The sequence below is a fragment of the Hydrogenophaga sp. genome (genome assembly GCF_050250835.1).
Classification (GTDB): Bacteria; Pseudomonadota; Gammaproteobacteria; order Burkholderiales; family Burkholderiaceae_C; genus Hydrogenophaga.
On sequence record NZ_JBFWNX010000001.1, the window covers coordinates 544,508 to 568,130 of the forward strand.

Annotated in this window: 26 protein-coding genes; 17 read left to right on the plus strand and 9 right to left on the minus strand. The window is 65.7% G+C overall.

Annotation, left to right across the window (positions count from 1 at the left end):
• Positions 1-8: 8 nt before the first annotated feature.
• The 8 genes from flhA to flhD form a co-directional block, all read right to left on the minus strand.
• On the minus strand, positions 9-2,087 hold the full coding sequence (gene flhA / locus AB7F11_RS02590) for a flagellar biosynthesis protein FlhA (RefSeq protein WP_428290430.1): 2,079 nt from the start codon (positions 2,085-2,087) through the stop codon (positions 9-11).
• Positions 2,084-3,241, minus strand: coding sequence for an EscU/YscU/HrcU family type III secretion system export apparatus switch protein (locus AB7F11_RS02595; RefSeq protein WP_428290431.1), 1,158 nt, complete (start codon positions 3,239-3,241; stop codon positions 2,084-2,086). Before AB7F11_RS02595 ends, flhA begins: the two co-directional genes overlap by 4 nt.
• 172 nt (positions 3,242-3,413) lie before the next feature.
• Positions 3,414-4,028, minus strand: a complete 615-nt coding sequence (locus AB7F11_RS02600; RefSeq protein ID WP_428290432.1) for a protein phosphatase CheZ — start codon at positions 4,026-4,028, stop codon at positions 3,414-3,416.
• Between the two features lie 14 nt (positions 4,029-4,042).
• A complete protein-coding gene (gene cheY / locus AB7F11_RS02605; RefSeq protein ID WP_428290433.1) occupies positions 4,043-4,429 on the minus strand; it encodes a chemotaxis response regulator CheY in 387 nt (128 codons plus the stop codon).
• 46 nt (positions 4,430-4,475) lie between these two features.
• Positions 4,476-5,456, minus strand: a complete 981-nt coding sequence (gene motB / locus AB7F11_RS02610) for a flagellar motor protein MotB (protein WP_428290434.1) — start codon at positions 5,454-5,456, stop codon at positions 4,476-4,478.
• 117 nt (positions 5,457-5,573) lie between these two features.
• Positions 5,574-6,431 carry a flagellar motor stator protein MotA gene (gene motA, locus AB7F11_RS02615; RefSeq protein ID WP_428290435.1) on the minus strand — a complete coding sequence of 286 codons (858 nt, stop codon included), beginning with the start codon at positions 6,429-6,431 and terminating at the stop codon, positions 5,574-5,576.
• A gap of 158 nt (positions 6,432-6,589) precedes the next feature.
• Positions 6,590-7,126 carry a flagellar transcriptional regulator FlhC gene (gene flhC, locus AB7F11_RS02620; protein ID WP_428290436.1) on the minus strand — a complete coding sequence of 179 codons (537 nt, stop codon included), beginning with the start codon at positions 7,124-7,126 and terminating at the stop codon, positions 6,590-6,592.
• Positions 7,127-7,276: 150 nt separating this feature from the next.
• Positions 7,277-7,612, minus strand: coding sequence for a flagellar transcriptional regulator FlhD (gene flhD, locus AB7F11_RS02625; protein ID WP_428299786.1), 336 nt, complete (start codon positions 7,610-7,612; stop codon positions 7,277-7,279).
• Positions 7,613-8,095: 483 nt separating this feature from the next.
• Here flhD and AB7F11_RS02630 point away from each other — a divergent pair, with 483 nt between their 5' ends.
• From AB7F11_RS02630 to AB7F11_RS02645, 4 genes are all read left to right on the plus strand, one after another.
• Positions 8,096-8,887 carry a flagellin gene (locus AB7F11_RS02630; RefSeq protein WP_428291586.1) on the plus strand — a complete coding sequence of 264 codons (792 nt, stop codon included), beginning with the start codon at positions 8,096-8,098 and terminating at the stop codon, positions 8,885-8,887.
• Between the two features lie 147 nt (positions 8,888-9,034).
• Entirely contained in the window at positions 9,035-10,444 is a 1,410-nt protein-coding gene (fliD, locus tag AB7F11_RS02635; RefSeq protein WP_428291587.1) for a flagellar filament capping protein FliD, read from the plus strand.
• Positions 10,445-10,684: 240 nt separating this feature from the next.
• A complete protein-coding gene (fliS, locus tag AB7F11_RS02640; protein ID WP_428291588.1) occupies positions 10,685-11,098 on the plus strand; it encodes a flagellar export chaperone FliS in 414 nt (137 codons plus the stop codon).
• 2 nt (positions 11,099-11,100) lie between these two features.
• Positions 11,101-11,403: a flagellar protein FliT gene (locus AB7F11_RS02645; RefSeq protein WP_428299785.1), complete on the plus strand. Its 303-nt coding sequence runs from the start codon at positions 11,101-11,103 to the stop codon at positions 11,401-11,403.
• 118 nt (positions 11,404-11,521) lie between these two features.
• Here the strand turns inward: AB7F11_RS02645 and fliE are convergent, their stop codons facing one another.
• On the minus strand, positions 11,522-11,836 hold the full coding sequence (gene fliE / locus AB7F11_RS02650; RefSeq protein WP_428291589.1) for a flagellar hook-basal body complex protein FliE: 315 nt from the start codon (positions 11,834-11,836) through the stop codon (positions 11,522-11,524).
• Between the two features lie 188 nt (positions 11,837-12,024).
• Between fliE and fliF the strand changes: the two genes are divergently transcribed.
• The 13 genes from fliF (at position 12,025) to fliR (ending at position 23,539) form a co-directional block, all read left to right on the plus strand.
• Positions 12,025-13,716: a flagellar basal-body MS-ring/collar protein FliF gene (gene fliF / locus AB7F11_RS02655; RefSeq protein ID WP_428291590.1), complete on the plus strand. Its 1,692-nt coding sequence runs from the start codon at positions 12,025-12,027 to the stop codon at positions 13,714-13,716.
• A gap of 30 nt (positions 13,717-13,746) precedes the next feature.
• Entirely contained in the window at positions 13,747-14,745 is a 999-nt protein-coding gene (gene fliG / locus AB7F11_RS02660; RefSeq protein ID WP_428291591.1) for a flagellar motor switch protein FliG, read from the plus strand.
• Between the two features lie 104 nt (positions 14,746-14,849).
• Positions 14,850-15,536 carry a FliH/SctL family protein gene (locus AB7F11_RS02665; protein ID WP_428291592.1) on the plus strand — a complete coding sequence of 229 codons (687 nt, stop codon included), beginning with the start codon at positions 14,850-14,852 and terminating at the stop codon, positions 15,534-15,536.
• Positions 15,529-16,992 (plus strand): flagellar protein export ATPase FliI, encoded by a 1,464-nt coding sequence (gene fliI, locus AB7F11_RS02670; protein WP_428291593.1) that lies wholly within the window; start codon positions 15,529-15,531, stop codon positions 16,990-16,992. The genes AB7F11_RS02665 and fliI overlap by 8 nt, the downstream gene beginning before the upstream one ends.
• 134 nt (positions 16,993-17,126) lie before the next feature.
• The gene (fliJ, locus tag AB7F11_RS02675) at positions 17,127-17,606 is read left to right on the plus strand and encodes a flagellar export protein FliJ (protein WP_428291594.1); all 480 of its coding nucleotides are present in this window, start codon (positions 17,127-17,129) and stop codon (positions 17,604-17,606) included.
• Positions 17,603-18,910 (plus strand): flagellar hook-length control protein FliK, encoded by a 1,308-nt coding sequence (locus AB7F11_RS02680; RefSeq protein WP_428291595.1) that lies wholly within the window; start codon positions 17,603-17,605, stop codon positions 18,908-18,910. The genes fliJ and AB7F11_RS02680 overlap by 4 nt, the downstream gene beginning before the upstream one ends.
• Before the next feature lie 265 nt (positions 18,911-19,175).
• Positions 19,176-19,715 carry a flagellar basal body-associated FliL family protein gene (locus AB7F11_RS02685; protein ID WP_428289278.1) on the plus strand — a complete coding sequence of 180 codons (540 nt, stop codon included), beginning with the start codon at positions 19,176-19,178 and terminating at the stop codon, positions 19,713-19,715.
• A gap of 15 nt (positions 19,716-19,730) precedes the next feature.
• Entirely contained in the window at positions 19,731-20,735 is a 1,005-nt protein-coding gene (fliM, locus tag AB7F11_RS02690) for a flagellar motor switch protein FliM (RefSeq protein ID WP_428289277.1), read from the plus strand.
• The gene (fliN, locus tag AB7F11_RS02695; protein WP_428289276.1) at positions 20,725-21,150 is read left to right on the plus strand and encodes a flagellar motor switch protein FliN; all 426 of its coding nucleotides are present in this window, start codon (positions 20,725-20,727) and stop codon (positions 21,148-21,150) included. The genes fliM and fliN overlap by 11 nt, the downstream gene beginning before the upstream one ends.
• 19 nt (positions 21,151-21,169) lie before the next feature.
• The gene (locus AB7F11_RS02700; RefSeq protein ID WP_428289275.1) at positions 21,170-21,523 is read left to right on the plus strand and encodes a flagellar biosynthetic protein FliO; all 354 of its coding nucleotides are present in this window, start codon (positions 21,170-21,172) and stop codon (positions 21,521-21,523) included.
• Positions 21,516-22,367 carry a flagellar type III secretion system pore protein FliP gene (gene fliP, locus AB7F11_RS02705; RefSeq protein WP_428289274.1) on the plus strand — a complete coding sequence of 284 codons (852 nt, stop codon included), beginning with the start codon at positions 21,516-21,518 and terminating at the stop codon, positions 22,365-22,367. Before AB7F11_RS02700 ends, fliP begins: the two co-directional genes overlap by 8 nt.
• Before the next feature lie 10 nt (positions 22,368-22,377).
• Entirely contained in the window at positions 22,378-22,647 is a 270-nt protein-coding gene (fliQ, locus tag AB7F11_RS02710) for a flagellar biosynthesis protein FliQ (protein WP_428289273.1), read from the plus strand.
• A 124-nt stretch (positions 22,648-22,771) separates the two neighbouring features.
• Positions 22,772-23,539: a flagellar biosynthetic protein FliR gene (gene fliR, locus AB7F11_RS02715; RefSeq protein WP_428289272.1), complete on the plus strand. Its 768-nt coding sequence runs from the start codon at positions 22,772-22,774 to the stop codon at positions 23,537-23,539.
• Positions 23,540-23,623: the final 84 nt, after the last annotated feature.

Here is a 23,623-nt window from a genome sequence, read left to right on the forward strand (position 1 = left end):
TCTGTGCTTCAAGTCGCGAGCTCGCCCAGAATCGGGCCGATGCGGATGAGGTGGGTTTCAGGAATCTCGCTGTGCGCCAGCACTTGCAGGCGCGGCGCGGCGCGGCGCAGCAGGCGCGCCATGGCGTTGCGGATGGCGTCGGGGACCAGCAGACAGGCCGGCACGCCTTTCTCTTCCTGGCGGTTGGCGATGTCGGTGGCGGACTTGCTCAGCATCTCGGCCACACCGGGGTCCAGGGCACCATTGGCCGCGCCGGAAAGGGCCTGCATGAGAAGGCGTTCCAGGCCGGGTTCGATGGCAATGACTTCGAGTTCCTTGACCGGGCCATAGATCTGCTGAACGATGGCCGGAGCGAGTGCCATGCGCACGCGGCGGGCCAGCTCCACCGGGTCGGTGGTGGCGGTGGCGTGCTCGGCCAGCGCTTCGATGATGGTGCGGATGTCGCGCACATGCACCGACTCTTCCAGCAGCAGCTGCAGAACTTTCTGGAAGGTGGTAACCGGAACCATCTTGGGCACGACTTCTTCGATCAGTTTGGGGGCCAGGCGGGTGACGTGTTCAACCAGGTCCTGGGTCTCCGTCCGGCTCAGCAAGCGCGCGGCCTGGACTTGCATCAAGTGTGAAAGATGCGTGGCCAGCACAGTCTCGGAATCAACCACGGTAAAACCGGCCATTTGCGCGCTCTCGCGCTGCTTTTCGTCGATCCAGTGCGCAGGCAGGCCGAAGGCGGGATCGGTGGTGGGCGTGCCTATCAGCGGTGTGCCGATGCCCCTCGGATCAATGGCCAGGAACATGCCAGGGAAGACCTCGCCCTCGCCCACCACCACGCCGCGCAGCGTGATGCGGTAGCCACTGGGACGCAGTTCCAGGTTGTCGCGCACATGCACGGCGGGCGGCAGAAATCCCACCTCCTGGGCGAACTTCTTGCGCACACCCTTGATTCGGGTGAGCAGGTCGCCCTGGCGGGTCTTGTCCACCATGGCAATCAGGCGGTAGCCCAGCTCCAGGCCGAGCAGGTCCACCGGCTGGAGGTCGTCCCAGGTGGCCTCGCCGTCGCCCTGGGGGGCGACCGCCTCGGGTTCGGGCGCGGGCCGGCTTTCGACCTGGAGTCGCCACCAGGCGAGCGCGCCGAACACGGCGGCAAACAGCAGGAAGAACAGGTGCGGCATGCCCGGCACCACGCCCAGCGCAAACAGCACGGCCGCCACGATGCCCAGCACCTTGGCGGAGAGGAACATCTGCTCCATCACCTGCACGCCGAGGTCCTCGTCCTTGCCCACGCGCGAAACCACCATGGCCGCGGCCACCGAGATCAGCAGCGAAGGAATCTGCGCGACCAGCGCGTCGCCCACCGCCAGCAGGATGTAGCTGTCGGCCGCGGCTCCCATGGAAAGGCCGTGCTGCATCATGCCGATGGCAAAGCCGCCAATGATGTTGATGATCAGGATCAGGATGCCGGCGATGGCGTCGCCGCGCACAAACTTGGAGGCGCCGTCCATGGAGCCGAAGAACTCCGCTTCCTCGCCCACTTCGGCGCGCCGGCGCTTGGCTTCCTTCTCGTCGATCAGGCCGGCATTGAGATCGGCGTCAATCGCCATCTGCTTGCCGGGCATGGCGTCCAGGGTGAAGCGCGCCGACACCTCGGCGATGCGCTCGGAACCCTTGGTGATCACCACGAAGTTGATCACCACCAGGATCACGAAGACGATGAAGCCGACCGCGAAGTTGCCGCCAATCAGGAAGTGGCCGAAGGCCTCGATCACCGCGCCGGCCGCGCCCGGACCGGTGTGGCCTTCGAGCAGCACCACGCGGGTAGAGGCCACGTTGAGCGAGAGGCGCAGCAGCGTGGTGAGCAGAAGCACGGTGGGGAACACCGAGAAATCGAGCGGGCGACGCATGTAAGCCGCCACCATCATCACCACGAGGGCGAGCGCGATGTTGAGGGTGAAGAAGGTGTCGAGCAGCCAGGTCGGCAGCGGCAGCACCATCATGGAGAGGATGGTGATGACCAGCATGGGCGCGGCCAGGCCGCCAGCCCAGGACGCATTGCGCCGGAACCATTGCTGCACAGGTTGCAGGACGTTCATTCAGTGGCCTCCGGGGCGGATTTCTTGAAATGGGGATCGAGCTCGGGCGGCACCTGCGGCGTGGGCATCTCGCCGGGCATGGCGCCAACGCCCTTCATGGCGGCCTTGAGCTGGTACACGTAGGCCAGCACCTGGGCCACGGCGGTGTAGAGGGCCGAGGGAATTTCGTCGTCGATCTCGGCGTGGGCATACAGGGCGCGCGCCAGCATGGGCGACTGCAGCACCGGCACCTTGTGCTCGCGCGCCACGTCGCGGATCTTCAGGGCGATCAGGTCGGCGCCCTTGGCGATGACGCGTGGCGCGTTCATGCTGGCGTCGTCGTAGCGAATGGCCACGGCGTAGTGGGTGGGGTTCATCACCACCAGGTCTGCCCTGGGCACAGCGCCCACGCTGTTGCGTTGGGCCATTTCGCGCTGGCGCGCACGCCGTTGCGATTTCACATGCGGGTCGCCTTCGGCTTCCCGATGTTCGCGTTTCACTTCCTCGTGCGACATGCGCAGGCGCTGGTTGTGCAGGAACTTCTGCGCGGGAACGTCGATGACGGCAAAAAAGACCACCACCAGCAGCAGCAGGCTCACACCGAGGGTCATCCAGCTGCCGAGCTGGCCCAGGGCGGATTCGAGTGGCTGCATCACCAGGGTGCCGAAGAGCTCGACGTGCGAGGCGATGAACTGCCAGGCAACGACGCCCACCACGGCGGTGATGCCGGCGAGCTTGGCGGTGTCGACCAGTTGCTGTTTCGAGAACAGGCGACCCATGCCGGCGAGGGGATTGAGGCGATTCAGATCGGGCGTGATGGGCTTGGTGCTGAGCGTCCAGCTGCCTGAGGCCACCACGGCGGCCAGGGCGATGGCCAGCACCAGCAAGCCCAGCGGCAGGTAGAGCATGAGGCCCTGCGAGAAGCCGTCCACCAGGCGTTGAAGCGCCAGTTCGGGCTGCTGCAGGGCGCGGTGGTCAAAGGTGAGCTGGTTGCGCAGGCCGGTGCGAAGCTGCTCGAACCCCATGGGCGCAAAGGCCAGCAGCACCAGGGCGCCGCCGCCAAGCACGGCCAGGTTGGACAGGTCCTTGGAACGCGCCACCTGGCCGTCGTCGCGGGCCTTTTTCAGGCGCTGCGCGGTGGCGGGTAGGTTCTTGTCCTGACTGGAAGATTCCATGACTCGGTTTCATGCGATTGATGAAACCGATTCTGGAAGTTGGGGGGAAAAACTAAAGGGGAATAAGACGCTTCGAAACCGTGCTTTTCAGAAACCAGGAGTGGGCTCGCACAGCCCTTCGACAGGCTCAGGGAGAGCGGCGTGGCGCCAGCGTCCAGACATGCCGCGGGGGTCAGAATCCAAGTGACGCCAGCAGATCGTCGACCTGCTTCTGGTCGCTCACCACATCGGTGCGACCTTCTGGGTTGACCACCGGTCCTGCCAGCTCGATGGCATGGTCCTGGCCCGGCTGGCCAGACGGCGCGGACTGCAGCAGCAGGCTGAGCAGCTGTTCTTCGATGGTGCCGGCCAGTTGCACCACACGGGCAATCACCTGGCCCGTGAGGTCGTGGAAGTCCTGCGCCATCATGATGTCGGTCAGGCGCGCATCGGTCTTCTCGCTCGTGGCCACCATCTCATCAGACCATTCGACCAGTTCCGGCATGGCGCGCGCCAGACCCGGCACGCGGGCGATCGTGGAGCTCAGCTGGCGGCCGCGTTCGGCGATCAGGCTCTGTTCGATCTTGGCCAGCTCCACGTGGTTGAGCACTTTGTCGGCGGCCTCGCCGGTGAGGCGGGCGATGTACGAGAGACGGCTCTGCGCATCGGGCAGCTGGTCCACGGTGCCCTTGAGTTTGTCGGTGTAGCCCAGTTCCTTCAGGGCTTCGTGCAGCTGCCGGGTGATGGAGCCCAGTTGCTGGAACATGGCGGGGCTGCCTGAGGCAGCTTCTTCTTCGCGTGGATTCATGGTGCGGTGCTCCCTCAAAGGCCGAGCTTCTTGAAGATGTTCGCGAGCTTGTCCTCGAGTGTGGCCTTGGTGAAGGGTTTGACGATGTACCCTGCGGCCCCGTTCTGGGCAGCCATCACGATGTCTTCCTTGCGGGCTTCGGCCGTGACCATGAGCACGGGCAGGTGCTTGAGCTTCTCGTCCTTCTTGATCTCGGCCAGCAGTTCGAAGCCGTTCATGTTGGGCATGTTGATGTCGGAGACGACGAAATTGAATGCGCCGTTGCGAAGCTTGGCCAGCGCGGCCACGCCATCTTCAGCCTCGTCGGCATCGGCGTGGCCGATCTCCTTGAGCAGGTTGCGCACGATGCGGCGCATGGTGGAGAAGTCGTCAACGATCAGGAATTTCATCGGGCTGGTCATGGATGCCTCCGGGGAGGGAAGAAACGGGAAAATCTGGACGGGCGCTTCAGACACCAGGCCGTGAGGGAGTTTTCGTCAGTTCAGCGGGAATCTGAAGCGCGGCGGTCGCGGGCGTGGTGGATGCGGGCGCAGGCACCACGGCAGGTGCGGCTGGCGATGTGCCCTGCAGCATGCGCTCCTCGGCTTCGCGCGTCATCACCACGATGCTGATGCGGCGGTTGATCGGATCGGTGGGGGTTTCCGGACGCAGCAGGCGGCTGGAGGCCAGCCCTTCCACGCGACGCAGCTTGTCGTCGGGCAGGCCGCCGGCCACGAGTTCGCGGCGCGAGGCGTTGGCTCGGTCGGCCGAGAGTTCCCAGTTGCTGTAGCCGCGCTCGCCGCTGCCGTAGGGCGTGGCGTCGGTGTGTCCGGCCAGGGCGATGCGGTTGTCCACGTCACCCAGCGCGGTGCCGATCTCGCGCAGGATGTCGCGCATGTAAGGTTTGACCAGCGCCGACCCCGTGTCGAACATGGGGCGGTTCTGCTGGTCCACGATCTGGATGTGCAGCCCGTCGGCGGTCTTCTCCAGCTGGATCTGCGAACCGTATTCCGAGAGCTTGGGGTTGTTCTGGATCAGCGTGGAGATCTTGCGCTCCAGCGCGTCGATGCGTGCGGCGTCCTGGCGCGACTGTTCGGCCCGAGCCATCTGCGCACCGATCATCTTGGCCGCGCGCTCGGAGTCGCCGCTGTCCATCTGGCCAAAGGCCTTGCTCAGGTCACGCCCGCCCCCCGGCAGGATGCTGCTGCTGTTGCCGGTTCCCGGCCCGCCCATGAGCGAGACCTTCACCGGGTTGGCAAAGTAGCTGGCGATGCCCTGCAACTCACCCTTGGCCGTGGAGCCGAGCAGCCACATGAGCAGGAAGAACGCCATCATGGCGGTCACGAAGTCGGCATACGCGATCTTCCACGCGCCGCCATGCGCCGCATGCCCACCTTTCTTGATGCGCTTGACGATGATCGGCTGAAGCTTCTTGCCATCACCGGCCATACCGAGCTCCCCCCTGCCGCGCTGGGCGTGTTCCCCCCTGAGGGGGGACGGTGCCTGCCGCCTGGCGAAGCCAGATCCGCGGCACCCTGGAATGGTGTGTCTGCGCGAGGTGCATGGTCACTTTTTCTTGACGTGCGACTCAAGCTCGTTGAAGGTCGGTCGCACGTCGGCGAACAGGACCTTGCGACCGAACTCGATGGCGGTCAGTGGTGCGTACCCCTGCATGCTGGAGAGCAGCGTGGTCTTCACGCACAGCAGTTCCTTGGCACCCTCTTCCACCTTCTGGTCCATCAGGCCGCCCAGCGGTTCAAACACGCCGTATGCGAGCAGGATGCCGAGGAAGGTACCCACCAGCGCGGAGCCGATCATGGCGCCGAGCACGGCGGGGGGCTGGCCCACCGACCCCATGGTGTTCACCACCCCCAGCACGGCGGCCACGATGCCGAAGGCCGGCAGGCCGCCGGCCAGGCGGCCGATGGCGGCCACCGGCGCGTGCGCCTCCTGGTGATGGGTCTCGATTTCGGCGTCCATCAGCGACTCGATCTCGTGCGCGTTGAGGTTGCCCGAGACCATCATGCGCAGGTAATCGGTGATGAACTCGACCACGTGGTGGTCGGCCGCGATGGTGGGGTACTTCTTGAACAGCGCCGACTCGTGCGGGTTCTCCACGTCCTGCTCGATCGCCATCAGGCCTTCCTTGCGGGCCTTCTGCAGGATGTCGAACTGCAACGCCAGCAGTTCCATGTAGCGCGCCTTGGTGTAGCGGCTGCCCTTGAAGCAGGTCGCCAGGCCCTTGAACGAGGCCTTGACGACTTTCATCTGGTTGTTGATCAGGAAAGCGCCCAGGGCTGCGCCCAGGATGGTCGTCATCTCGAAGGGCAAGGCCTTGAGCACCACGCCGATGTTGCCCCCGTGCATGATGAACACGCCGAAGATGCACAGCATCGAGACCACGAAACCAATGATGACGAACATGTTCTTGAGCCTGGAAGAGGACGCATCGCCATCGGGCGCGCGTGACTTGGAGGGTTTCCTTTTCTATCGACCAACTCTAGGGGCGATTGAGCCGGCCCATAAACGCGAAATGGACCCTCATCGGGGTCCATTTCAAGTCTTGAGGCTGCGCGCCGTTTTCAGTGGAGCCGAAGTCCACCGCTGTTCGAACCCTTGCCAGCGCGTGCCGGTGGCTGGCACAGGCCGCAGGTGAAATGGCGGTTCTCGTAGGGCTCGGTCACGAAGTGGCCGCCGCAGCAGGAGCACTTGGTCAGCGTGAGCATGCCGTTGTCGACGAACTTCACCAGGCGCCAGGCGCGGGTGACGGAGAGCAGCGGCTCGATGGCGCTGGCCTGCATCTGCTCGCTGTAGAGACGGAAGGCCTTGATGACCGTGTCGATCTCCTCCAGCTCGCTCGTCTTGGAAAGGTATTCGTGGATGTTGAGGAACAGCGAGGCGTGAATGTTGGGCTGCCACGTCAGAAACCAGTCGGTCGAGAAGGGCAGCTGGCCCTTGGAGGGCGACTTGCCGGCCACTTCCTTGTACAGGCGCAGCAGGCGCTCGTAGGAGAGGCTGGTTTCGTACTCCAGCACCTGCAGGCGGGCGCCGAGCTGGATCAGGGAAATCGCGCGCTCGATGTCACGCGATTCGTTGAGGATGCTCTTGCCTGCGGCCATGGTGGGCTCCTGGAGATGAAGAAAGAAGAGAGAGAGAAGATGTCAGCGCGCCAAGGTCCCTTCGAGAGATACCGAGGAACCGGCTCTGCCGGGCCTCAGGTATCGCCCCCTTCTCAGGGGGGTGGCGCCGAAGGCGACGCGGGGGGTGTATCAGTGAGCCGACATGGACTCGGCGAACTTGCCAGCCATCAGGATGCTGGCGTGCAGTTGCGTGGTGGTGCTGTTGTCCACCTTCTTCACGTTGTGGCTGGTGAGCAGGTTCCACACCAGGTCGTCGTCCACGCGGAAGCGGCACAGCAGCATGTTGCTCGAAGCAATCTTGAGCAGTTGCGCCGTGGAGAGCATGCCCAGCAAGTCAGCGGCTTCTTCGGTCAGGCCCAGGCGGTACAGGGCTTCAGCGCGGTCCTTGCGGATCAGGTTCTGCGCCAGCATGAGATAGGTCAGGTTGGCTTCGCGGATTTCGGCCAAGAGTTGTTCGTTGTCCATGTGGGGCTCCTTCGGTGGGATCTGCTTGCTGGCGGGTTGCCTGCGGTCTGCGTTTCCGATGTGTGTAATTGTGTCGATCGGTAAAGTTTCTTGAATCGGCGAAACGCTGTAAGCGCTGTCAGGAGCGCGCTGTGGCGTTGTCAGCGCAATGCCTACATCTTTGGTTCTCAGTTCCCGTCCATTCGTGACGCGCTGCACGAACCAGGGGCCGAAAGAGGCGAACTGGGCGACTCCCCATGGCCTGTTCGGGGCAATGAAAAACAAGCGGCGCTAAAGAATCCCTGCATGTCACCGAAATTGAAACCAACGAACTTCTAAAACAGGTTCGTCGTCCGGCAAGTGCAAGTGGCGAGACGGTGACCAGGCCCAGGGGGGTCCGCCGATGAGATGCGCCCAGCTCCGGTCATGGCGGCCAGCCTTCGGGCTGGCGTTGAGATTGGCAGCAATGCCGGATTACTTTTTATCCACCTTTAGGAGTTAGTCATGTCGACCATCAACACCAACGTTCAGTCCCTGAATGCCCAACGCAACCTGGCCACCTCGGCCGGTTCGCTTTCCACCTCCATGCAGCGCCTGTCTTCCGGCCTGCGCGTGAACAGCTCGAAGGACGACGCCGCAGGCCTGTCCATCGCCACCCGCATGGACGCTCAGGTGCGTGGCATGAACGTGGCCATCCGCAACTCCAACGACGCGATCTCCTTCGCGCAGACCGCCGACGGCGCGCTGGGCAAGATCGGCGACGCACTGCAGCGCATGCGTGAACTGGCTGTGCAGGGCGCCAACGGCGTGAACCAGACCGGTGACCTGGCCAACCTCGACGCGGAATACCAGCAGCTGGTGGCCGAAGTGACCCGCCTGGGCACGGCCACCAAGTTCAACGGCACCGCCGTGTTCGGCGCCGCCGTCACCTTCCAGGTGGGCGCCGATTCAACGGACACCATCGCTGTGGCCGCCACGACCGCCCCGACCATCGCCGGTGCAGTGGCCACCACCGCCGGTGCCACCGCCGCCATCGGCCTGATCGACACCGCCCTGGACACGGTCAACACGAACCGCGCCACGCTGGGTGCCGTGCAGAACCGTTTCGAATCGGTGATCAGCAACCTGCGCATCGCTTCTGAAAACCAGGCTGCAGCCCGCGGCCGCATCATGGACGCCGACTTCGCCACGGAAACCTCCAACCTGTCGCGCGGCCAGATCCTGCAACAGGCCGGCACCGCCATGGTGGCCCAGGCCAACCAGCTGCCCCAGGGCGTGCTGGCCCTGCTGCGCTGATCGGCCTGCCGATCCGCAAAAGCGCTGCGCGTTCGCGCGCGGCGTCCCGGGCGGCGAAGCAGTCAACTGCTTTCGCCGCCTCGGGCTTTGCGGGATGCACAGACCGCATGCAACCGCGTGCGGTGCGTCCATCCTGAGGAAGCGAACATGGCCACCATCTCATCTCCCGGCATCGGCAGCGGCCTCGATGTGCAGAGCATCGTGTCGCAGCTGGTGGCGATTGAAAAAGCGCCGCTCAAGCAGCTGGAGACGCAGGCCACCTCGTTCAAGACCAGGCTGTCCCTCTACGGCACCATCAAGTCGCAGGTCTCGGCCCTGGGCGATGCGGCGGCCAAGCTCTCCACCTCGGCCGGCTGGAATGCCGTGACCAGCACCTCCTCGAACCCCTCGGCCGTGAGCGTGACCGCCGCAGCCGGTGCGGCAGCCACCGCCCTCACACTGGAAGTGCAACAACTGGCCAAGGCCCAGTCGACCGCATCGACCGCCGTGACCACCGACAGCGCCATGGGTGCAGGCACCATGACCATTTCGCTCGGCACCTGGTCGGGTGGGGCCTTCACGGCAGGCACCGGCACGCCGGTGAACATCACCATCAATCCGGGCGAAGACACGCTCACTGCCATCGCGGCCAAGATCAACGAGGCCGGTGCGGGCGTGAGCGCCACCGTGCTGCGCGATGCCTCGGGCGAACGCCTGCTGATGCGTTCGTCCACCACCGGCGAAGCCAATGGCTTTCGCATCGAGGTTGCCGAATCCGGTGGCGCCGGCCTTTCGCGCCTGGCCTACGACCCCGGCGTGGCCACCGGCATGGGCCTGACCCAGGCGGCACAGAATGCCCTGGCCACCATCAATGGTGTGGCGGTGGTCTCGGCCACCAACAAGATGACCGACACCCTGCCGGGCCTGACGGTGCAGCTCTCGCAGGTCACCACCGCGCCGGTGGAGATCGACGTCAGCGTGGACCCCGAGGGTGCGCGCAAGAACATCCAGGCCTTCGTCGATGCCTACAACACCTTGACCAAGACGCTGGCCGATGCGACCAAGTACGACCCCGCGTCCAAGACGGCGGGCGCCCTGCAGGGCGACGCCACCGCCGTGGGCCTGCAGAACGCGCTGCGCAGCATGATGCGTTCGGTGACCGCCAGCAGCCCCTTCGAACGCCTGCTCGATGTTGGCATCGAAGCCAAGAGCGGCGGCGAGCTGAGCATCAAGGCCGAGAAGTTCGACGCCGTGCTCGGCAGCAACTACGAAGGGCTCAAGCAGCTGTTCACGGTGGCCAACGAGAACCCGACGGCGCAGGGCTTCGGCCTCAAGATCCGGACCTTCGCGCAGGGCCTGATCGACTCCGACGGCCTGGTGACCACGCGCTCCGAAGCGATCCAGAACGCGATCACCCGCAACGGCAAGGAGCAGGACAAAGTCAACGACCGCGCTGCGCGCGCCGAGGTGCGCCTGCTGGCCCAGTACAACGCCATGGACGCCAACGTCGGCAAACTCAGCGGTCTCAACGCCTTCGTCACCCAGCAGATCGCGCTCTGGAACAAGAGCACGGCCTGACTCGGAACGCCCCCCTGCGCCGCTTCGCGGCTTCCCCCCTCTCTGGCGCGCCTGCGGCGCTGGTAGGGGGGACGACGGCTTGGGCCGGCAGAGCCGGACCCTCGCCGTCTCCGGACAGCGTTGCCGCATTTCGAAGGGTACTGAAACATGAACTTTTCGCCTCCATTTCATCGCCCGGAGCCTACAGTCATGCGGTCGCTTGCCGATACTGAAAGGTATCAAGCACAAGGAACCGACGCCATGTTCACCTCTGTCAGCACACGCGCTTCATCTGCCTACAAACGGGTTGCCGCCGAGACCGGCGTGCAGGGTGCCGACGCGCACCAGCTGGTGGGCCTGTTGTTCGACGCCCTGGTGCAGTCGCTCAATCAGGCACGGGGTGCCTTGGAGCGCGGCGAGATCGACATCAAGGGTGCGTCGCTGGTGAAAGCCGTGCGCATCCTGGAAGAGGGGCTCAAGGCCGGACTGAACCTGCGCGAAGGCGGTGAACTGGCGGGCAACCTGCACCGCCTCTACGACTACGGCATCCAGCGCCTGACCCACGCCAACCTGCGCAACGACGGCGCGGCCATCGCCGAGGTGGTGGACCTGATCGAACCGATCGCTCAGTCCTGGCAACACATTCGAGGCGCGGTGCCCGCGCGGGGAGCCTGACCATGGAACACGGATTGCTCGACTACTACAAGGCGATCGAGAACACGAGCCGCCAGATGCTCGAAGCCGCCCAGACCGAGAACTGGGATCAGGTGGTGCGCCTGGAAGGCGCCTGCGCCGTGCTGATCGCGCAACTGCGCCACAAATCGCGCAGTGCCGACCTGGCACCCGACGAGCGCAAGGAGAAGGTGAAGATCATGCAGCGCATCCTGCGCACCGACGCCGAGATCCGCTGCCTGGCCGAGCCCTGGCTGAACGACCTCGCTCAGATCTTTGACAAAAGCAGCCCGGCCCCGATGCACTGAAAGTCAATGGCATGGCCGGAGCGAAGTGACTGGTCGAGGATGCCGCGGAACCGGCTTCGCCGGGCCGCAGGCATCGCCCCCTGGGGGGTGACGGCCGCAGGCCGGCGCGGGGGGAGCCTCAAACACTCATGTTCATGATGTCGCTGTAGGCCTGGACCATCCGGTTGCGCACGTGCAGCGTGGCCTGGAATCCGACCTGGGCCTTCTGCATGGCCAGCATGGTTTCTTCCAGGCTGACCTTGGGGTTGCCCAGCTGAACCTGGGTCTGAAGGCGGGAGGCGTCTTCCTGCGCCGCGCTGACGCCTTTGAGGGCGGCCTTGAAGTTGTCGGCAAAGCCCGTTTCCACGCCACCGGCGGCGCCGGGTCGCTTGAGGGCGGACGGGCCGATGCCGGTCAGGGCCTGGCTGCCCACAGAGGAAATGCGCATGTCCATGGCGGACTCCTTCGACATTGAAACAACGCCTTGATGCTAGGCGCCGTGCCGCCTGCACGGGTCGGGAAAAAGGGCACAAAGCACCGCCTTTTCACGGCTATGCCCGAGGCACCGGGACCGAATAATCGACTGCAACAGGGTGTATCCCGCCCTGGAGTCGACCCCATTTCACCCGAGCACCGACCCCCATGAGCACCACCGCAGTTGCCGAACTGGACATCCAGCCCGCGAACAACCGCAGCGCCTTCGGCGAGGGATTCGCCCGCATGGATGCTTCGCAGAAGCTCAAGCTGGGCCTGGGCGCCATGGCCCTGCTGGCACTGGCCCTGGCTTTCTTTTTCATGGGCCGCCAGCCCGAGTGGCGCGTGCTCTACGCCAACCTGGGTGACAAGGACGGCGGTGCGGTGGTGGCGCAGCTCTCGCAGATGAACGTGCCCTACAAGCATGCCGAGGGCGGCCAGGCCATCATGGTGCCGGCCGACAAGGTTCACGACACCCGCCTTCGCCTGGCCTCGCAGGGCCTGCCCAAGGGCTCGGTCACCGGTTTCGAGCTGATGGAATCCAACCGTTTCGGCATGACGCAGTTCCAGGAACGCCTGACCTTCCAGCGCGGCCTGGAAGGCGAACTCACCCGTTCCATCCAGTCGCTCTCCTCGGTGCAGAGTGCGCGCATCCACCTGGCGCTGCCGAACCAGAACGGGTTTTTCCGCGAGCAGCAGAAGCCCAGTGCTTCGGTGCTGCTCACCCTGCACCCTGGCCGCACGCTGGACCGCGCCCAGGTGGCCGGCATCGTGCACCTGGTGGCCGCCAGCGTGCCGGAGATGAACCCCAAGGCGGTGAGCGTGGTGGACGACGCCGGCAACCTGCTCTCGTCCCCACCCGATGCCCAGGCCCAGGGCGCCGACACCCAGAAGCTGCAATACGTGCAGCAGCTCGAACAGCTCTACACGCGCCGCATCACCGAGATGCTCGAACCGCTGGTGGGCCGCAACAACGTCAAGGCGCAGGTGAGCGCCGAGGTGGACTTCTCGCTGGTGGAATCCACCAGCGAACTGCACAAGCCCAACCAGGGCAACGAACCGAGCGCGGTGCGCAGCCAGCAGACCGTGGAAGATGGCACGGCCGCCAGCGCCCGGCCTTCGGGCGTACCCGGCGCGGTGAGCAACCAGCCACCGGCCACCGGCACCGCCCCCATCAACGGCGCAGCCGCCCCCACCGGCGTGACCGGCCAGGGCACCGACAAGCCCGGCTCGCTGCGCCGCGAATCGGTGGTGAACTACGAAGTGGACAAGACGGTGAAGGTGGTGCGCGAAGCCAGCGGCCAGATCAAACGCCTGAGCGCGGCCGTGGTGATCAACCACCGCACCAGCACAGACAAGGCGGGCAAGGAAACCAGCGCGCCAATCCCTGCCGAACAGCTGGAGCAGATGACCGCGCTGGTGCGCGAGACCATCGGCTTCAACAAAGACCGTGGCGACTCGGTGAACGTGGTGAACGCGGCCTTCAACGTGGAACGCGTCAGCACCGAGGTGAGCGAGCCGGCGTGGTGGCAACAGTCGGACAACCAGGACCTGCTGCGCAGCCTGGCCTGGCCGCTGGGCATGGTGGGCATGGGCCTGCTGGTGCTCATGGGGCTCGTTCGCCCCAGCCTCAAGCTGATCAAGACGCCCGCCGACGGCCGCGCCAACGCTCCATCGCAGCCACTCAACGCCGTGCTCAACGAAGCGCCAGAGCGCCCGGGCCTGCCGATGCCGGGTGCCAGCAACGAACCCACGCCCGAGACTTTGCGGCTGGCCGATGCCAGGCGCCTCGCTCTCGAGAACCCCGCCGCAGTGGCCAACATCGTGAAAGGCTGGGTGAACGGCGAAGCGCCGGCCTGACCGTTCAACGCACACCACCGGAACACGAGCATGGAAGACACAGGCATCCAGGACGCAGCGATTTTTCTCATGTCGCTGGGCGAAGAGGAAGCGGCCGAGGTGTTCAAGCACCTCTCGCCCAAGGAAGTGCAGAAGCTGGGCGAGACCATCGCCAAGACCCGCGCGGTCTCGCACGACCGGGTCGACCAGGTGATGCAGAAGTTCGCCAGCGAAGCCTCTTCGCAGAGCCTGCTGGTCTCCGACACCGACAACTACGTGCGCGCCGTGCTCAAGCGGGCGCTGGGCGACGACAAGGCCTCGCTGCTGATCGACCGCATCCTGCAAGGCGGCGACGTCTCGGGCATCGAGAGCCTGAAGTGGATGGACCCGCTGTCGATTGCCGAACTGCTGCGCAACGAACACCCGCAGATCGTGGCCGCCATCCTGGTGCACCTCGAATCCGACCAGACCGCCGGCGTGCTGAAGAACTTCACCGAGCGCACGCGCAACGAAGTGATGCTGCGCATCGCCACGCTGGAAGGCATCCAGCCCACCGCCCTGAAAGACCTCAACGAGGTGCTCTACAAGGTGCTGGCCGGTGGCGACAAGATCCGCAAGACCTCCATGGGCGGGGTGAAGACCGCCGCCGAGATCATCAACATGATGGGGACCCAGATCGAGAACTCGGTGATCGACTCGATCCGCGAGTTCGATCCCGACCTGGCGCAGAAGATCATGGACAAGATGTTCACCTTCGAGGACCTGCTCAAGCTCGAAGGCAAGTCGGTCCAGATGGTGCTCAAGGAAGTGGCGTCCGACTCGCTGGTCATTGCGCTCAAGGGGGCCACCACCGAGCTGCGCGAACTGGTGCTGGGCAACATGTCCACCCGCGCCGCCGAGGCGCTGCGCGAAGACCTCGAATCGCGTGGGCCGGTGCGACTCTCGGAAGTGGAAGCACAACAGAAGGAAATCCTGAAAGTGGTTCGCCGTTTGTCCGACGAAGGTCAAATTGTCATCAGCGGCGGAGGCGAAGATGAGGCATTTGTATGAGGAAGCACCCCCTGCGTCGCCTTCGGCGCCTTCCCCCTCAAGGGAGACGACACCTTGGGCCGGCGGAGCCGGACCCTTGGTGTCTCTGGAAGCGGGGGTAGCGCATGGCCACTAAGCCCAACCCGCATTCACGCTTCATTCCGCGCGAGGAGATCGACGGCGTCGCCGCCTGGCATTTCTCGGCCGTCGATGGCAGTGAAGACACCAGCGCGGGCTCCGATCAGGAAGGTGTGACCACCGAGGTGTTGCAGCAGGCCCGCCAGCAGGCGCACGCCGAGGGTTTTGCGCGTGGCCACGATGCGGGTGCGCAGGAGGTGCGCGACGCGCTGGAAGCCACGTTGCGCAAGACCGCCGAGGAAACCGCCGTGCGCATGGCGCAGTTGCTGCGCAACACACGCGACCATCTCAAGAAGAGCGAAGAACAGATCTCGCGCCAGATTCTGGAGATCGCCTGCGACCTGGCGCGCCAGGTGGTGCGCCGCGAACTCCAGGGCGACCCCAACCACCTCAAGCCGGTGATTGCCGAGGCACTCTCTCAACTGGTGGACGATGGCCTGCCCGCCACCGTGCGCATGAACCCGGGCGACCTCACGCTCATGCGCGGTGCGCTGCAGGAAACCCTGTCTGGCCCCGTGCCTGAATTCGTGGCCGATGCCAGCGTGAGCCCGGGTGGCTGCGTGATCGAATCGGCCACCATGGCGGTCGACGCCACCATCGAGAAACGCTGGGCCCGCGCCGTGGGAAATCTTGGCTTGAATGCCAGCTGGAACCCGGAGAACGCCGATGTCTGACAGTGTGTTCGGCGCCGAGAGCCGCTGGGGCCATTTCATGGAAGACGTGCGCGCCAACGCCAAGGTGGACACTCCGCTGGAAGTGCGTGGCACGCTCACCCGCCTGGCTGGCCTGGTGCTGGAGGCCGTGGGGCTGAAAGTGCCCGTCGGCTCGCAGTGCCTCATCAGCAACGGCCGCAAGGAACCGGTGCTGGCCGAGGTGGTGGGTTTCTCCAACGACCGCGCCTTCCTCATGCCCGCCGGCGACACGCACGGCCTGGCCAGCGGCGCCAGCGTGACACCGCTCGCGCCGTACCGCACCGTGCCGCGCGTGGGCCACGCCAACAAGCCGCCCTCGCCCGACGACAGGGGCACCCTGCGCCTTCCACTGGGCCGGGGCCTGCTCGGCCGCGTGGTCGATTCGCACGGCAACCCGCTGGACCACCAGGGTCCGATCCTCAACGTGGACATTGAGCCGATGGACCGCGCGCCGCTCAACGCCATGGACCGCGCTCCGGTTCGCGAACCACTGGACACCGGCGTGCGCGCCATCAACGCCTTGCTCACCGTGGGCCGCGGCCAGCGCATCGGGCTGTTCGCCGGCTCGGGCGTGGGCAAGAGCGTGCTGCTGGGCATGATGGCCCGCTACACCAAGGCCGACGTGATTGTGGTCGGCCTGATCGGCGAGCGTGGCCGCGAGGTGAAGGAATTCATCGAGGACATTCTGGGCGCCGACGGTCGCCAGCGCTCGGTGGTGGTGGCTGCGCCAGCCGACGCGCCGCCACTGGTTCGCATGCAGGGCGCGGCCTACGCCACCGCGATCGCCGAACGTTTCCGCGACGACGGGCTGGATGTGCTGCTGCTCATGGATTCGCTGACCCGCTACGCCATGGCGCAGCGCGAGATTGCGCTGGCCATCGGCGAGCCCCCGGCCACCAAGGGCTACCCGCCTTCATGCTTCGCCAAGCTGCCGCAGCTGGTGGAGCGCAGTGGCAACGGCCCCAACGGCGTGGGCTCGATCACCGCCTTCTACACCGTGCTGTCCGAAGGCGACGATCAGCAGGACCCGATCGCGGACGCCGCGCGCGCCATCCTGGACGGCCACATCGTGCTTTCGCGCGCGCTGGCCGAGTCCGGGCACTTTCCGGCCATCGACGTCGAGGCTTCGGCCTCGCGTGTGATGCACAACGTGGCCGGAGCGGTGCACCTGGAACTGGCGCGCCGCTTCCGGGGCCTTTACTCGCGCTACCAGAAGAGCCGCGACCTGATTCAGCTCGGCGCCTACGTGCCGGGCAGCGACCCCGAGACCGACCGCGCGATCGTGCTCTACCCCGCGTTGCAGCGCTTCCTGATGCAGGACATGCACGAAGCCGCCACCTTGCCAAACAGCCTGCAGCAACTGCAGGCGGCCCTGCAGGAAGACAAGCCGACGCAGCAGCGGCAAGCCCGACCACACCACAACCCCTATGACAACTGAACACCCTCGCGGCGCTTCTCACCACCCCCTCAAGGGGGCAACACCTGCGGCCCGGCAAAGCCGGTTCCGTGGAGTTTCTGGATGGGCGCTGCCTCTCGCAGCACGTTCCACCTATCGGACGATGAAAGCTTGACATGACGACGATCCAGACGCTGAACAAGGTGGTGGAACTGGCCGAGAAGCGGCGCGACGAAGCCCTGGGCAACCTGGGCCGCATGCAGCGCGAGTTGCAGATTGCACAGGACCAGATGGACCAGCTCAGCGCCTACGCGCAGGAATCGCAAGCGCGCTGGCAGGCGCGCAGCAGCGTCGGCGTGGACACCGCCCTGCTCATGCACCACCGCCAGTTCATGCAGAAGATCGACCACGCCATGGAATTCCAGCGCGGTGTGCTGAGTGAACGCCAGGCCATGATCGAACGTGGCCAGGAGCAGGTGCATGCCGCCGAACGCGATCTGGCCGGGCTGCGCAAGTTCACCGACCGCAAGCAACAGGCCATCACGCACCGGGCGCAGCGCCAGGACCAGAAGCAAACCGATGAAATGGCGCTGGCGATCCATCTGCGCCAGAGCCTGGCGCTGGCCCAGGCCCGCCACGGAGGACACCCCCGATGAGCGCTGCACACACCGTTTCCAGACCCGCTGAACCTCAGCGGCCTGCGCAGCCGCCGCATCAGGGCAAGGCCGCCAGCGACAAGCCGGCGGAGCCGGACCTGTTTTCCAGCCTGCTCAGCCTGGTGAGCGACACCCACCTGGTGCCCGACATGGCGTCCCCGCCGAGTGAACCCGCTGCGAGCGACGCGCTCACGCAGACCACGGAAGACCCCAACCCGCTGGCTGCCCTGCTGGCCTGGGCGGCTCCGGTCGGTGCAACCGGCGCACCCGCGGCCTCCGCAAGCACGAGCCCTGGTGCCCCTGGCGCGGTGTCCACCCCCGACGTCCTGGCCTCGCCACACGCCGCCGCACCCGCCCTGTCGGCCCAGGGCGCGGTCCAGGCGGAGGGGATCGACATCACCGGCATGACGCCGGTGGCGCACGAGCCCCCGCCCGCCGCCGAACTGCCCCCCCAAGCCCTGCCAGCCAGTGCACCGGCGCGCCCGGCGTTCGCCACCCCGGCGGCGCGACCCACCTTCGCCAGCCGTGCCGAGGCTGCCGCGCCGGGCGGCACACCGGCCATGGTGTGGCAACGCGGCGCCGTCTCCGGCACCGATGCGCTGCAGCAGCAGTACGCCAGCCAGGCATGGCAACACCCGCACAACCCGGCGGCGAACCACGTGCGCAGCACCGTGGCGCTGGATGAACGCTTCACCACCCTCCTGGCCTCCGCGCCGCGCGAGCCCGGCGTCGAGCTGGCGCTGCCGGCCGGCGGCGGCACCCGCGCAGCCTCCCCGGACAACCTGCCCGGCGTGAACAGCCTCGGCAGCGTGGACGGCAACGCAGCCGGTGACAGCACGGGCGGTTCAGCCGGCGACGCCCTGCCCGGCGACCAGCCCGGACAAGCCCTCGACGGCACCCGCGCCGAGCCAGAAGCCGAAGGTCCCACCGTGAGCCACTGGGGCACGCAACACCTTCGCCACGCCAGCCTGCGGGTCGGAGATACCAGCGCGGACGCGATCGACATCCAGCTCTCCATGAAGGGCCAGGAGGTTCAGGTGGCCTTCCAGAGCGACAACGCCGAAGCCCGTGCCAGCCTGCGCGAAGGCGCCAGCGAGGCGCTGGCCGAGCTGCTGCAGCGCAGCGGCATCCACCTGGGCAACGTGTCGGTGGGCGCGCAGGGACAGCAGCACGGTGGCGCTGCGCCGCACACGCCCACGGTCAGTCGGGGTGAGATGGCGGGCCGGGCGGAAGCACCGGGCCCTCAACCGGCCCCACCCAGCCCCCGCACCGACGGCAGCCGTCCGCTGGACCTGTTTGTCTGAGTCAGGGTTGAGTCGCTGGAAGGGCTTCGACAGGCTCAGCCCGAACGGGAATCGTGAGCTCAGCCCGAACGGGGATCGTGAGCTCAGCCTGAACCAGCACCGTTCGGGCTGAGCCAATTCCGTTCGGGCTGAGCCTGTCGAAGCCCCCGCCAGCCCGGTTAAAGACCACCTTTTCGGGTCTTTTTCCGACGAATGGCCCAGGGGAGCGCCCCCAATAATTCCTTCAACCCCACACGCATTCCGCGTGTTTCCCCGAAGGAAGACCATGTCCGCCGCTGCCGCCGCCACTGCCACCGCCGCCGCTCCTGAAGCCCCGAAGAAGAAGAGCAAGAAACTGCTGTTCATCGTTGCCGGCGTGCTGGTGCTGGCTCTCGCGGGTGCGGGTGGAGCGCTGTTCATCCTCAAGAAGAACACCGCCGACGAGCATGGCGACGAAGAAGCCGTGGCGGAAGAAAACCACAAGCGCACGCCGCCCACCTTCCTGCCGCTGGAGAACATGGTGGTCAACCTGGCCGATGCCGGTGGCAACCGTTTCGTCCAGCTCGGCCTCACCTTGCAGCTTCAGGACGCGGCCACCGAAACCGCCGTCAAGACCTACCTGCCGAGCATCCGCAGCCAGATCCTGGTGCTGATCTCGCAGCGCACCGCCGAAGAGATGCTGCAGGTGCAGGGCAAGGAAAAGCTCTCGGCCGACATCATTGCCGCCGTCTCCAGGGAAATGGGCTACGCCGACAACAAGAAGAGCAGCAAGGCCGCTCCGAACCCGGTGCAGGCCGTGCTGTTCTCCAGCTTCATCGTTCAGTGAACAGGACGACACACCATGTCCGAATCGTTTCTGTCCCAGGAAGAGATCGACGCCCTGCTCGAAGGCGTCACGGGCGAGAGCCAGAAGCTGGCCAAGGAAGAAGTGCCCACCGATGGGGTGCGCAACTACAACCTCTCCAGTCAGGAGCGCATCGTGCGTGGGCGCATGCCCACCATGGAGATCGTCAACGAGCGCTTTTCGCGCAACCTGCGCCTGGGACTGTTCAACTTCATCCGCCGCAGTCCGGAAATCTCGGTGGGTGCGGTGCAGGTGCAGAAATACAGCGCCTTCCTGCGCGAGCTGGTGGTGCCGACCAACTTCAACATCATGGCCATTCGCCCGCTGCGTGGCAACGGCCTGGTCGTGTGCGAACCCACGTTGCTGTTCGGCGTGATCGACAGCCTCTACGGCGGCAACGGCAAGTTCCACACCCGCATCGAGGGCCGCGACTTCTCTCCCACCGAGCAGCGCGTGATCAACCGCCTGGTGGAGGTGGTGGCCGAGGAATACAAGAAGGCCTGGCGCGGCGTGTACCCCATCGAGCTGGCCTACCAGCGCTCGGAGATGCAGCCGCAGTTCGCCACCATCGCCACCCCCAGCGAGATCGTGGTCTCCACCAGCTTCACGCTGGAAATCGGTGACATCTCGGGCTCACTTCACATCTGCATTCCCTACGCCACGCTGGAGCCGATCCGGGACGTGCTGTATTCCAGCGTGCAGGGCGACGCCATCGAGGTGGATCGCCGCTGGGTCAAGCTGCTCAGCCACGAAATCCAGGCCGCCGAAGTGAACATGGTGGCCGAACTGGCGCAGACCGAGGCCACGGTGGAGCAACTGCTGGCCATGCAGATCGGCGACTTCATCGAGCTCGACCGCACGCCCACGATCCAGGCCCATGTGGACGGCGTGCCGGTCTTCGAATGCCAGTACGGCACTCACAAGGGCAAATACGCACTGCGCGTGGAACGCAACCTGCGCGGCATCGACGCGAACTGGCTGGGAGATTCGTATGTCAACTGAGACCACCAACACCATGAACGACGCCGTCACCGACGACTGGGCCCAGGCCCTGGAAGAACAGGCCGGCTCGGCCGCCCCCCACGCCGATGGCGCCCCTGAATTCGAGGCCAGTGCCGTACCGGTGACACCGGGCGGCGCCAGCAACCCGATGCAGGACATCCAGATGGTGCTGGACATTCCGGTGCAGCTTTCGGTGGAACTGGGTCGCACCCGCGTGCCGATCAAATACATCCTGCAGCTGGCGCAAGGCTCCATCGTCGAACTCGACGCACTGGCCGGTGAACCCATGGACGTGCTGATCAACGGTTACCTGATCGCGCAGGGCGAGGTGGTGGTGGTGAACGACAAGTTCGGCATCCGCCTGACCGACATCGTCACCCCGTCGGAACGCATGCGCCGGGTTTCGCGCACCTGATCCCCACACCGAGACCGACATGCTGCAAAACGCGATTCCCGCGCTGCTTCTGCTCGCCCTCATGGTGGGCATCGCCTTCGCCCTTAAATGGGCCCGTGGCCGCATTCCCGGCGTCGCGGGCCAGGGCAACGGCCCGGCGCTGCGCGTGCTCTCCAGCCTCTCGCTGGGGCCGCAGCAACGGGTGGTGACGGTGCAGGTGGGCCAGGGCGACGAGCGCGTGTGCCTGGTGCTGGGCGTGGCGCCCGGTGGCGTGAGCGCGCTGCACCAGATGCCGATGCCGGCGGAGCCTGAAGTGGTGACACCTGGCCAGATGCCGCCGGCCACGGGCTTTGCCGCGCGCCTGGCCCAACTCACCAAGAAACCCGATGCCTGAAACGACCCTCCCCCGCCGCGCTGCGCGCGACCCCCTCGATGGTGCGGCGCCTGCGGCCCGGCAAAGCCGGTTCCGCGGCACCACTGGATGGAAGGGTCTCGGGCAAGCCGTACCGGTCGTTCTGGCACTGCTGGTCGCCACAGGAGCGTGGGCTCAGGCTGCACCCTCCGGCCCGTCGCTGCCGCTCATGGTCGGCCAGGGCGCGGGTGGCAACACCTATTCGGTGCCGATCCAGACGCTGCTGTTCTTCACCGCGCTGTCCTTCCTGCCGGCGGTGCTGCTGCTCATGACCGGCTTCACCCGCATCGTCATCGTGCTCTCGCTGCTGCGCCAGGCGCTGGGCACGCAGTCCGCACCGCCCAACCAGGTGATCGTGGGCCTGTCTCTGTTCCTCACGCTGTTCGTGATGGGCCCGACGCTGGACAAGGTCTACGCCGACGCCTACGACCCGTACTCGAAAAATGCCATCAGCTTCGAGCAGGCCCTGGAGCGTGGCCAGGCGCCCATGCGCGCCTTCATGCTCAAGCAGACGCGCCAGTCCGACTTCGAACTCTTCGCCAAACTGGCCAAGTTGCCGAACGAAGTGACCGCCGAGACTGCGCCCTTTCGCGTGCTCGTGCCCGCCTTCGTCACCAGCGAACTCAAGACCGCGTTCCAGATCGGCTTCATGATCTTCATCCCCTTCCTGGTGATCGACATGGTGGTCGCCAGCGTGCTGATGTCGCTGGGCATGATGATGCTGTCGCCCGTGCTGGTGGCGCTGCCGTTCAAGCTCATGCTGTTCGTGCTGGCCGATGGCTGGAATCTGTTGATTGGCTCGCTCGCGGCCAGCTTTGCCACCTAGAGGAAGACACATGGATCCCCAAGCCGCCCTCACGATGGGGCAGAACGCCCTCTTTCTGCTGCTCATGGTGGCCGCGCCGGTGCTGGCCACGGTGCTCGGCATCGGTCTGGTGGTGAGCCTGTTCCAGGCCATCACGCAGATTCACGAAGCCACGCTGTCCTTCGTACCCAAGCTCATCGGCGCCATCGCGGTGTTCGCCATCGCCGGCCCGTGGATGATGACCACCATGGTCGAGTTCATCCGCAACACGATCCTGTCCATTCCAAATTACGCGATCTAGATGGAACACCCCCGCCGCGCTTCGCGGGACCCCCTCCAGGGGGCGATACCAGCCGTCCGGCAAAGCCGGCCCGGCGGTATCTCTCGAAGGGGCCTCCTCATTCGTTGCGCTCCACGTACCTGACATGCCGACGTTCACCGAAGCGCAAGTGATGGCGCTGGTCTCTCCGGTGTTCTGGCCGTTTCTGCGCATCCTCGCGGTGTTCTCCAGCGCGCCGATTTTCTCGGCGCGCTCGGTCCCCATGCGCACGCGCGTGGCGCTGGCCTTCATCGTCGCGGTCTGTGCGCAGGCCGGCATGCCTGAGCAGCCCATGGTGGCACTCACCGATCCCGGTGCGTTTGCGGTGGTCATGCAGCAGGTGGTGGTGGGCATTGCCATTGGTCTGGCGGTGCGCATCGTTTTTGCCTCGGTGGAACTTGCGGGTGAACTCATCGGCCTGCAGATGGGCTTGAATTTCGCGGGCTTCTTTGATCCGTCCACCAACTCGCAGTCGAGCACGGTGGGCCGCTTCTTCGGCAACACCACCATGTTGCTGTTCGTGGTGCTCAACGGTCACCTCATGCTGCTGGGTGCGGTCATCTCCAGCTTCGAGATGTTTCCCGTGGGAGCCAGCGCCTTCGAATCCATCAACCGCATGCGCCTGCACGAGCTGGGTGCGGTGGTGTTCCGCTATGGCCTGTGGATTGCCCTGCCCATGATCGGCATGCTGCTGTTCATCAACATCGTGCTCGGGTTCGTCTCGCGCATCGCGCCGCAGATGAACGCGTTCGCCATCGGCTTTCCACTCACGCTCTCTGCGGGTCTTCTCGGCATTGCGTTCACCCTGCCCATGCTTGACGCACCCGTCGTCGCGCTCATGAAGCTCGCCACCGAGATCTTCACCGGCGGCTGAGGTTCGCGCGCCGACCGCCGGTCAGCCCGCGCTACACAAGTGCCGGGAGGCGCCGAAACGGGAACAACGATCGCCAGCGCATCC

Bases quoted from the DNA above. Each gene is read 5' to 3' on its own strand.
- flhA (WP_428290430.1), bottom strand. From the start codon at position 2,087: ATGAACGTCCTGCAACCTGTGCAGCAATGGTTCCGGCGCAATGCGTCC.
- AB7F11_RS02595 (WP_428290431.1), bottom strand. From the start codon at position 3,241: ATGGAATCTTCCAGTCAGGACAAGAACCTACCCGCCACCGCGCAGCGC.
- AB7F11_RS02600 (WP_428290432.1), bottom strand. From the start codon at position 4,028: ATGAATCCACGCGAAGAAGAAGCTGCCTCAGGCAGCCCCGCCATGTTC.
- cheY (WP_428290433.1), bottom strand. From the start codon at position 4,429: ATGACCAGCCCGATGAAATTCCTGATCGTTGACGACTTCTCCACCATG.
- motB (WP_428290434.1), bottom strand. From the start codon at position 5,456: ATGGCCGGTGATGGCAAGAAGCTTCAGCCGATCATCGTCAAGCGCATC.
- motA (WP_428290435.1), bottom strand. From the start codon at position 6,431: ATGTTCGTCATCATTGGTTTCGTGGTCTCGATGCTGTGCATCTTCGGC.
- flhC (WP_428290436.1), bottom strand. From the start codon at position 7,126: ATGGCCGCAGGCAAGAGCATCCTCAACGAATCGCGTGACATCGAGCGC.
- flhD (WP_428299786.1), bottom strand. From the start codon at position 7,612: ATGGACAACGAACAACTCTTGGCCGAAATCCGCGAAGCCAACCTGACC.
- AB7F11_RS02630 (WP_428291586.1), top strand. From the start codon at position 8,096: ATGTCGACCATCAACACCAACGTTCAGTCCCTGAATGCCCAACGCAAC.
- fliD (WP_428291587.1), top strand. From the start codon at position 9,035: ATGGCCACCATCTCATCTCCCGGCATCGGCAGCGGCCTCGATGTGCAG.
- fliS (WP_428291588.1), top strand. From the start codon at position 10,685: ATGTTCACCTCTGTCAGCACACGCGCTTCATCTGCCTACAAACGGGTT.
- AB7F11_RS02645 (WP_428299785.1), top strand. From the start codon at position 11,101: ATGGAACACGGATTGCTCGACTACTACAAGGCGATCGAGAACACGAGC.
- fliE (WP_428291589.1), bottom strand. From the start codon at position 11,836: ATGGACATGCGCATTTCCTCTGTGGGCAGCCAGGCCCTGACCGGCATC.
- fliF (WP_428291590.1), top strand. From the start codon at position 12,025: ATGAGCACCACCGCAGTTGCCGAACTGGACATCCAGCCCGCGAACAAC.
- fliG (WP_428291591.1), top strand. From the start codon at position 13,747: ATGGAAGACACAGGCATCCAGGACGCAGCGATTTTTCTCATGTCGCTG.
- AB7F11_RS02665 (WP_428291592.1), top strand. From the start codon at position 14,850: ATGGCCACTAAGCCCAACCCGCATTCACGCTTCATTCCGCGCGAGGAG.
- fliI (WP_428291593.1), top strand. From the start codon at position 15,529: ATGTCTGACAGTGTGTTCGGCGCCGAGAGCCGCTGGGGCCATTTCATG.
- fliJ (WP_428291594.1), top strand. From the start codon at position 17,127: ATGACGACGATCCAGACGCTGAACAAGGTGGTGGAACTGGCCGAGAAG.
- AB7F11_RS02680 (WP_428291595.1), top strand. From the start codon at position 17,603: ATGAGCGCTGCACACACCGTTTCCAGACCCGCTGAACCTCAGCGGCCT.
- AB7F11_RS02685 (WP_428289278.1), top strand. From the start codon at position 19,176: ATGTCCGCCGCTGCCGCCGCCACTGCCACCGCCGCCGCTCCTGAAGCC.
- fliM (WP_428289277.1), top strand. From the start codon at position 19,731: ATGTCCGAATCGTTTCTGTCCCAGGAAGAGATCGACGCCCTGCTCGAA.
- fliN (WP_428289276.1), top strand. From the start codon at position 20,725: ATGTCAACTGAGACCACCAACACCATGAACGACGCCGTCACCGACGAC.
- AB7F11_RS02700 (WP_428289275.1), top strand. From the start codon at position 21,170: ATGCTGCAAAACGCGATTCCCGCGCTGCTTCTGCTCGCCCTCATGGTG.
- fliP (WP_428289274.1), top strand. From the start codon at position 21,516: ATGCCTGAAACGACCCTCCCCCGCCGCGCTGCGCGCGACCCCCTCGAT.
- fliQ (WP_428289273.1), top strand. From the start codon at position 22,378: ATGGATCCCCAAGCCGCCCTCACGATGGGGCAGAACGCCCTCTTTCTG.
- fliR (WP_428289272.1), top strand. From the start codon at position 22,772: ATGCCGACGTTCACCGAAGCGCAAGTGATGGCGCTGGTCTCTCCGGTG.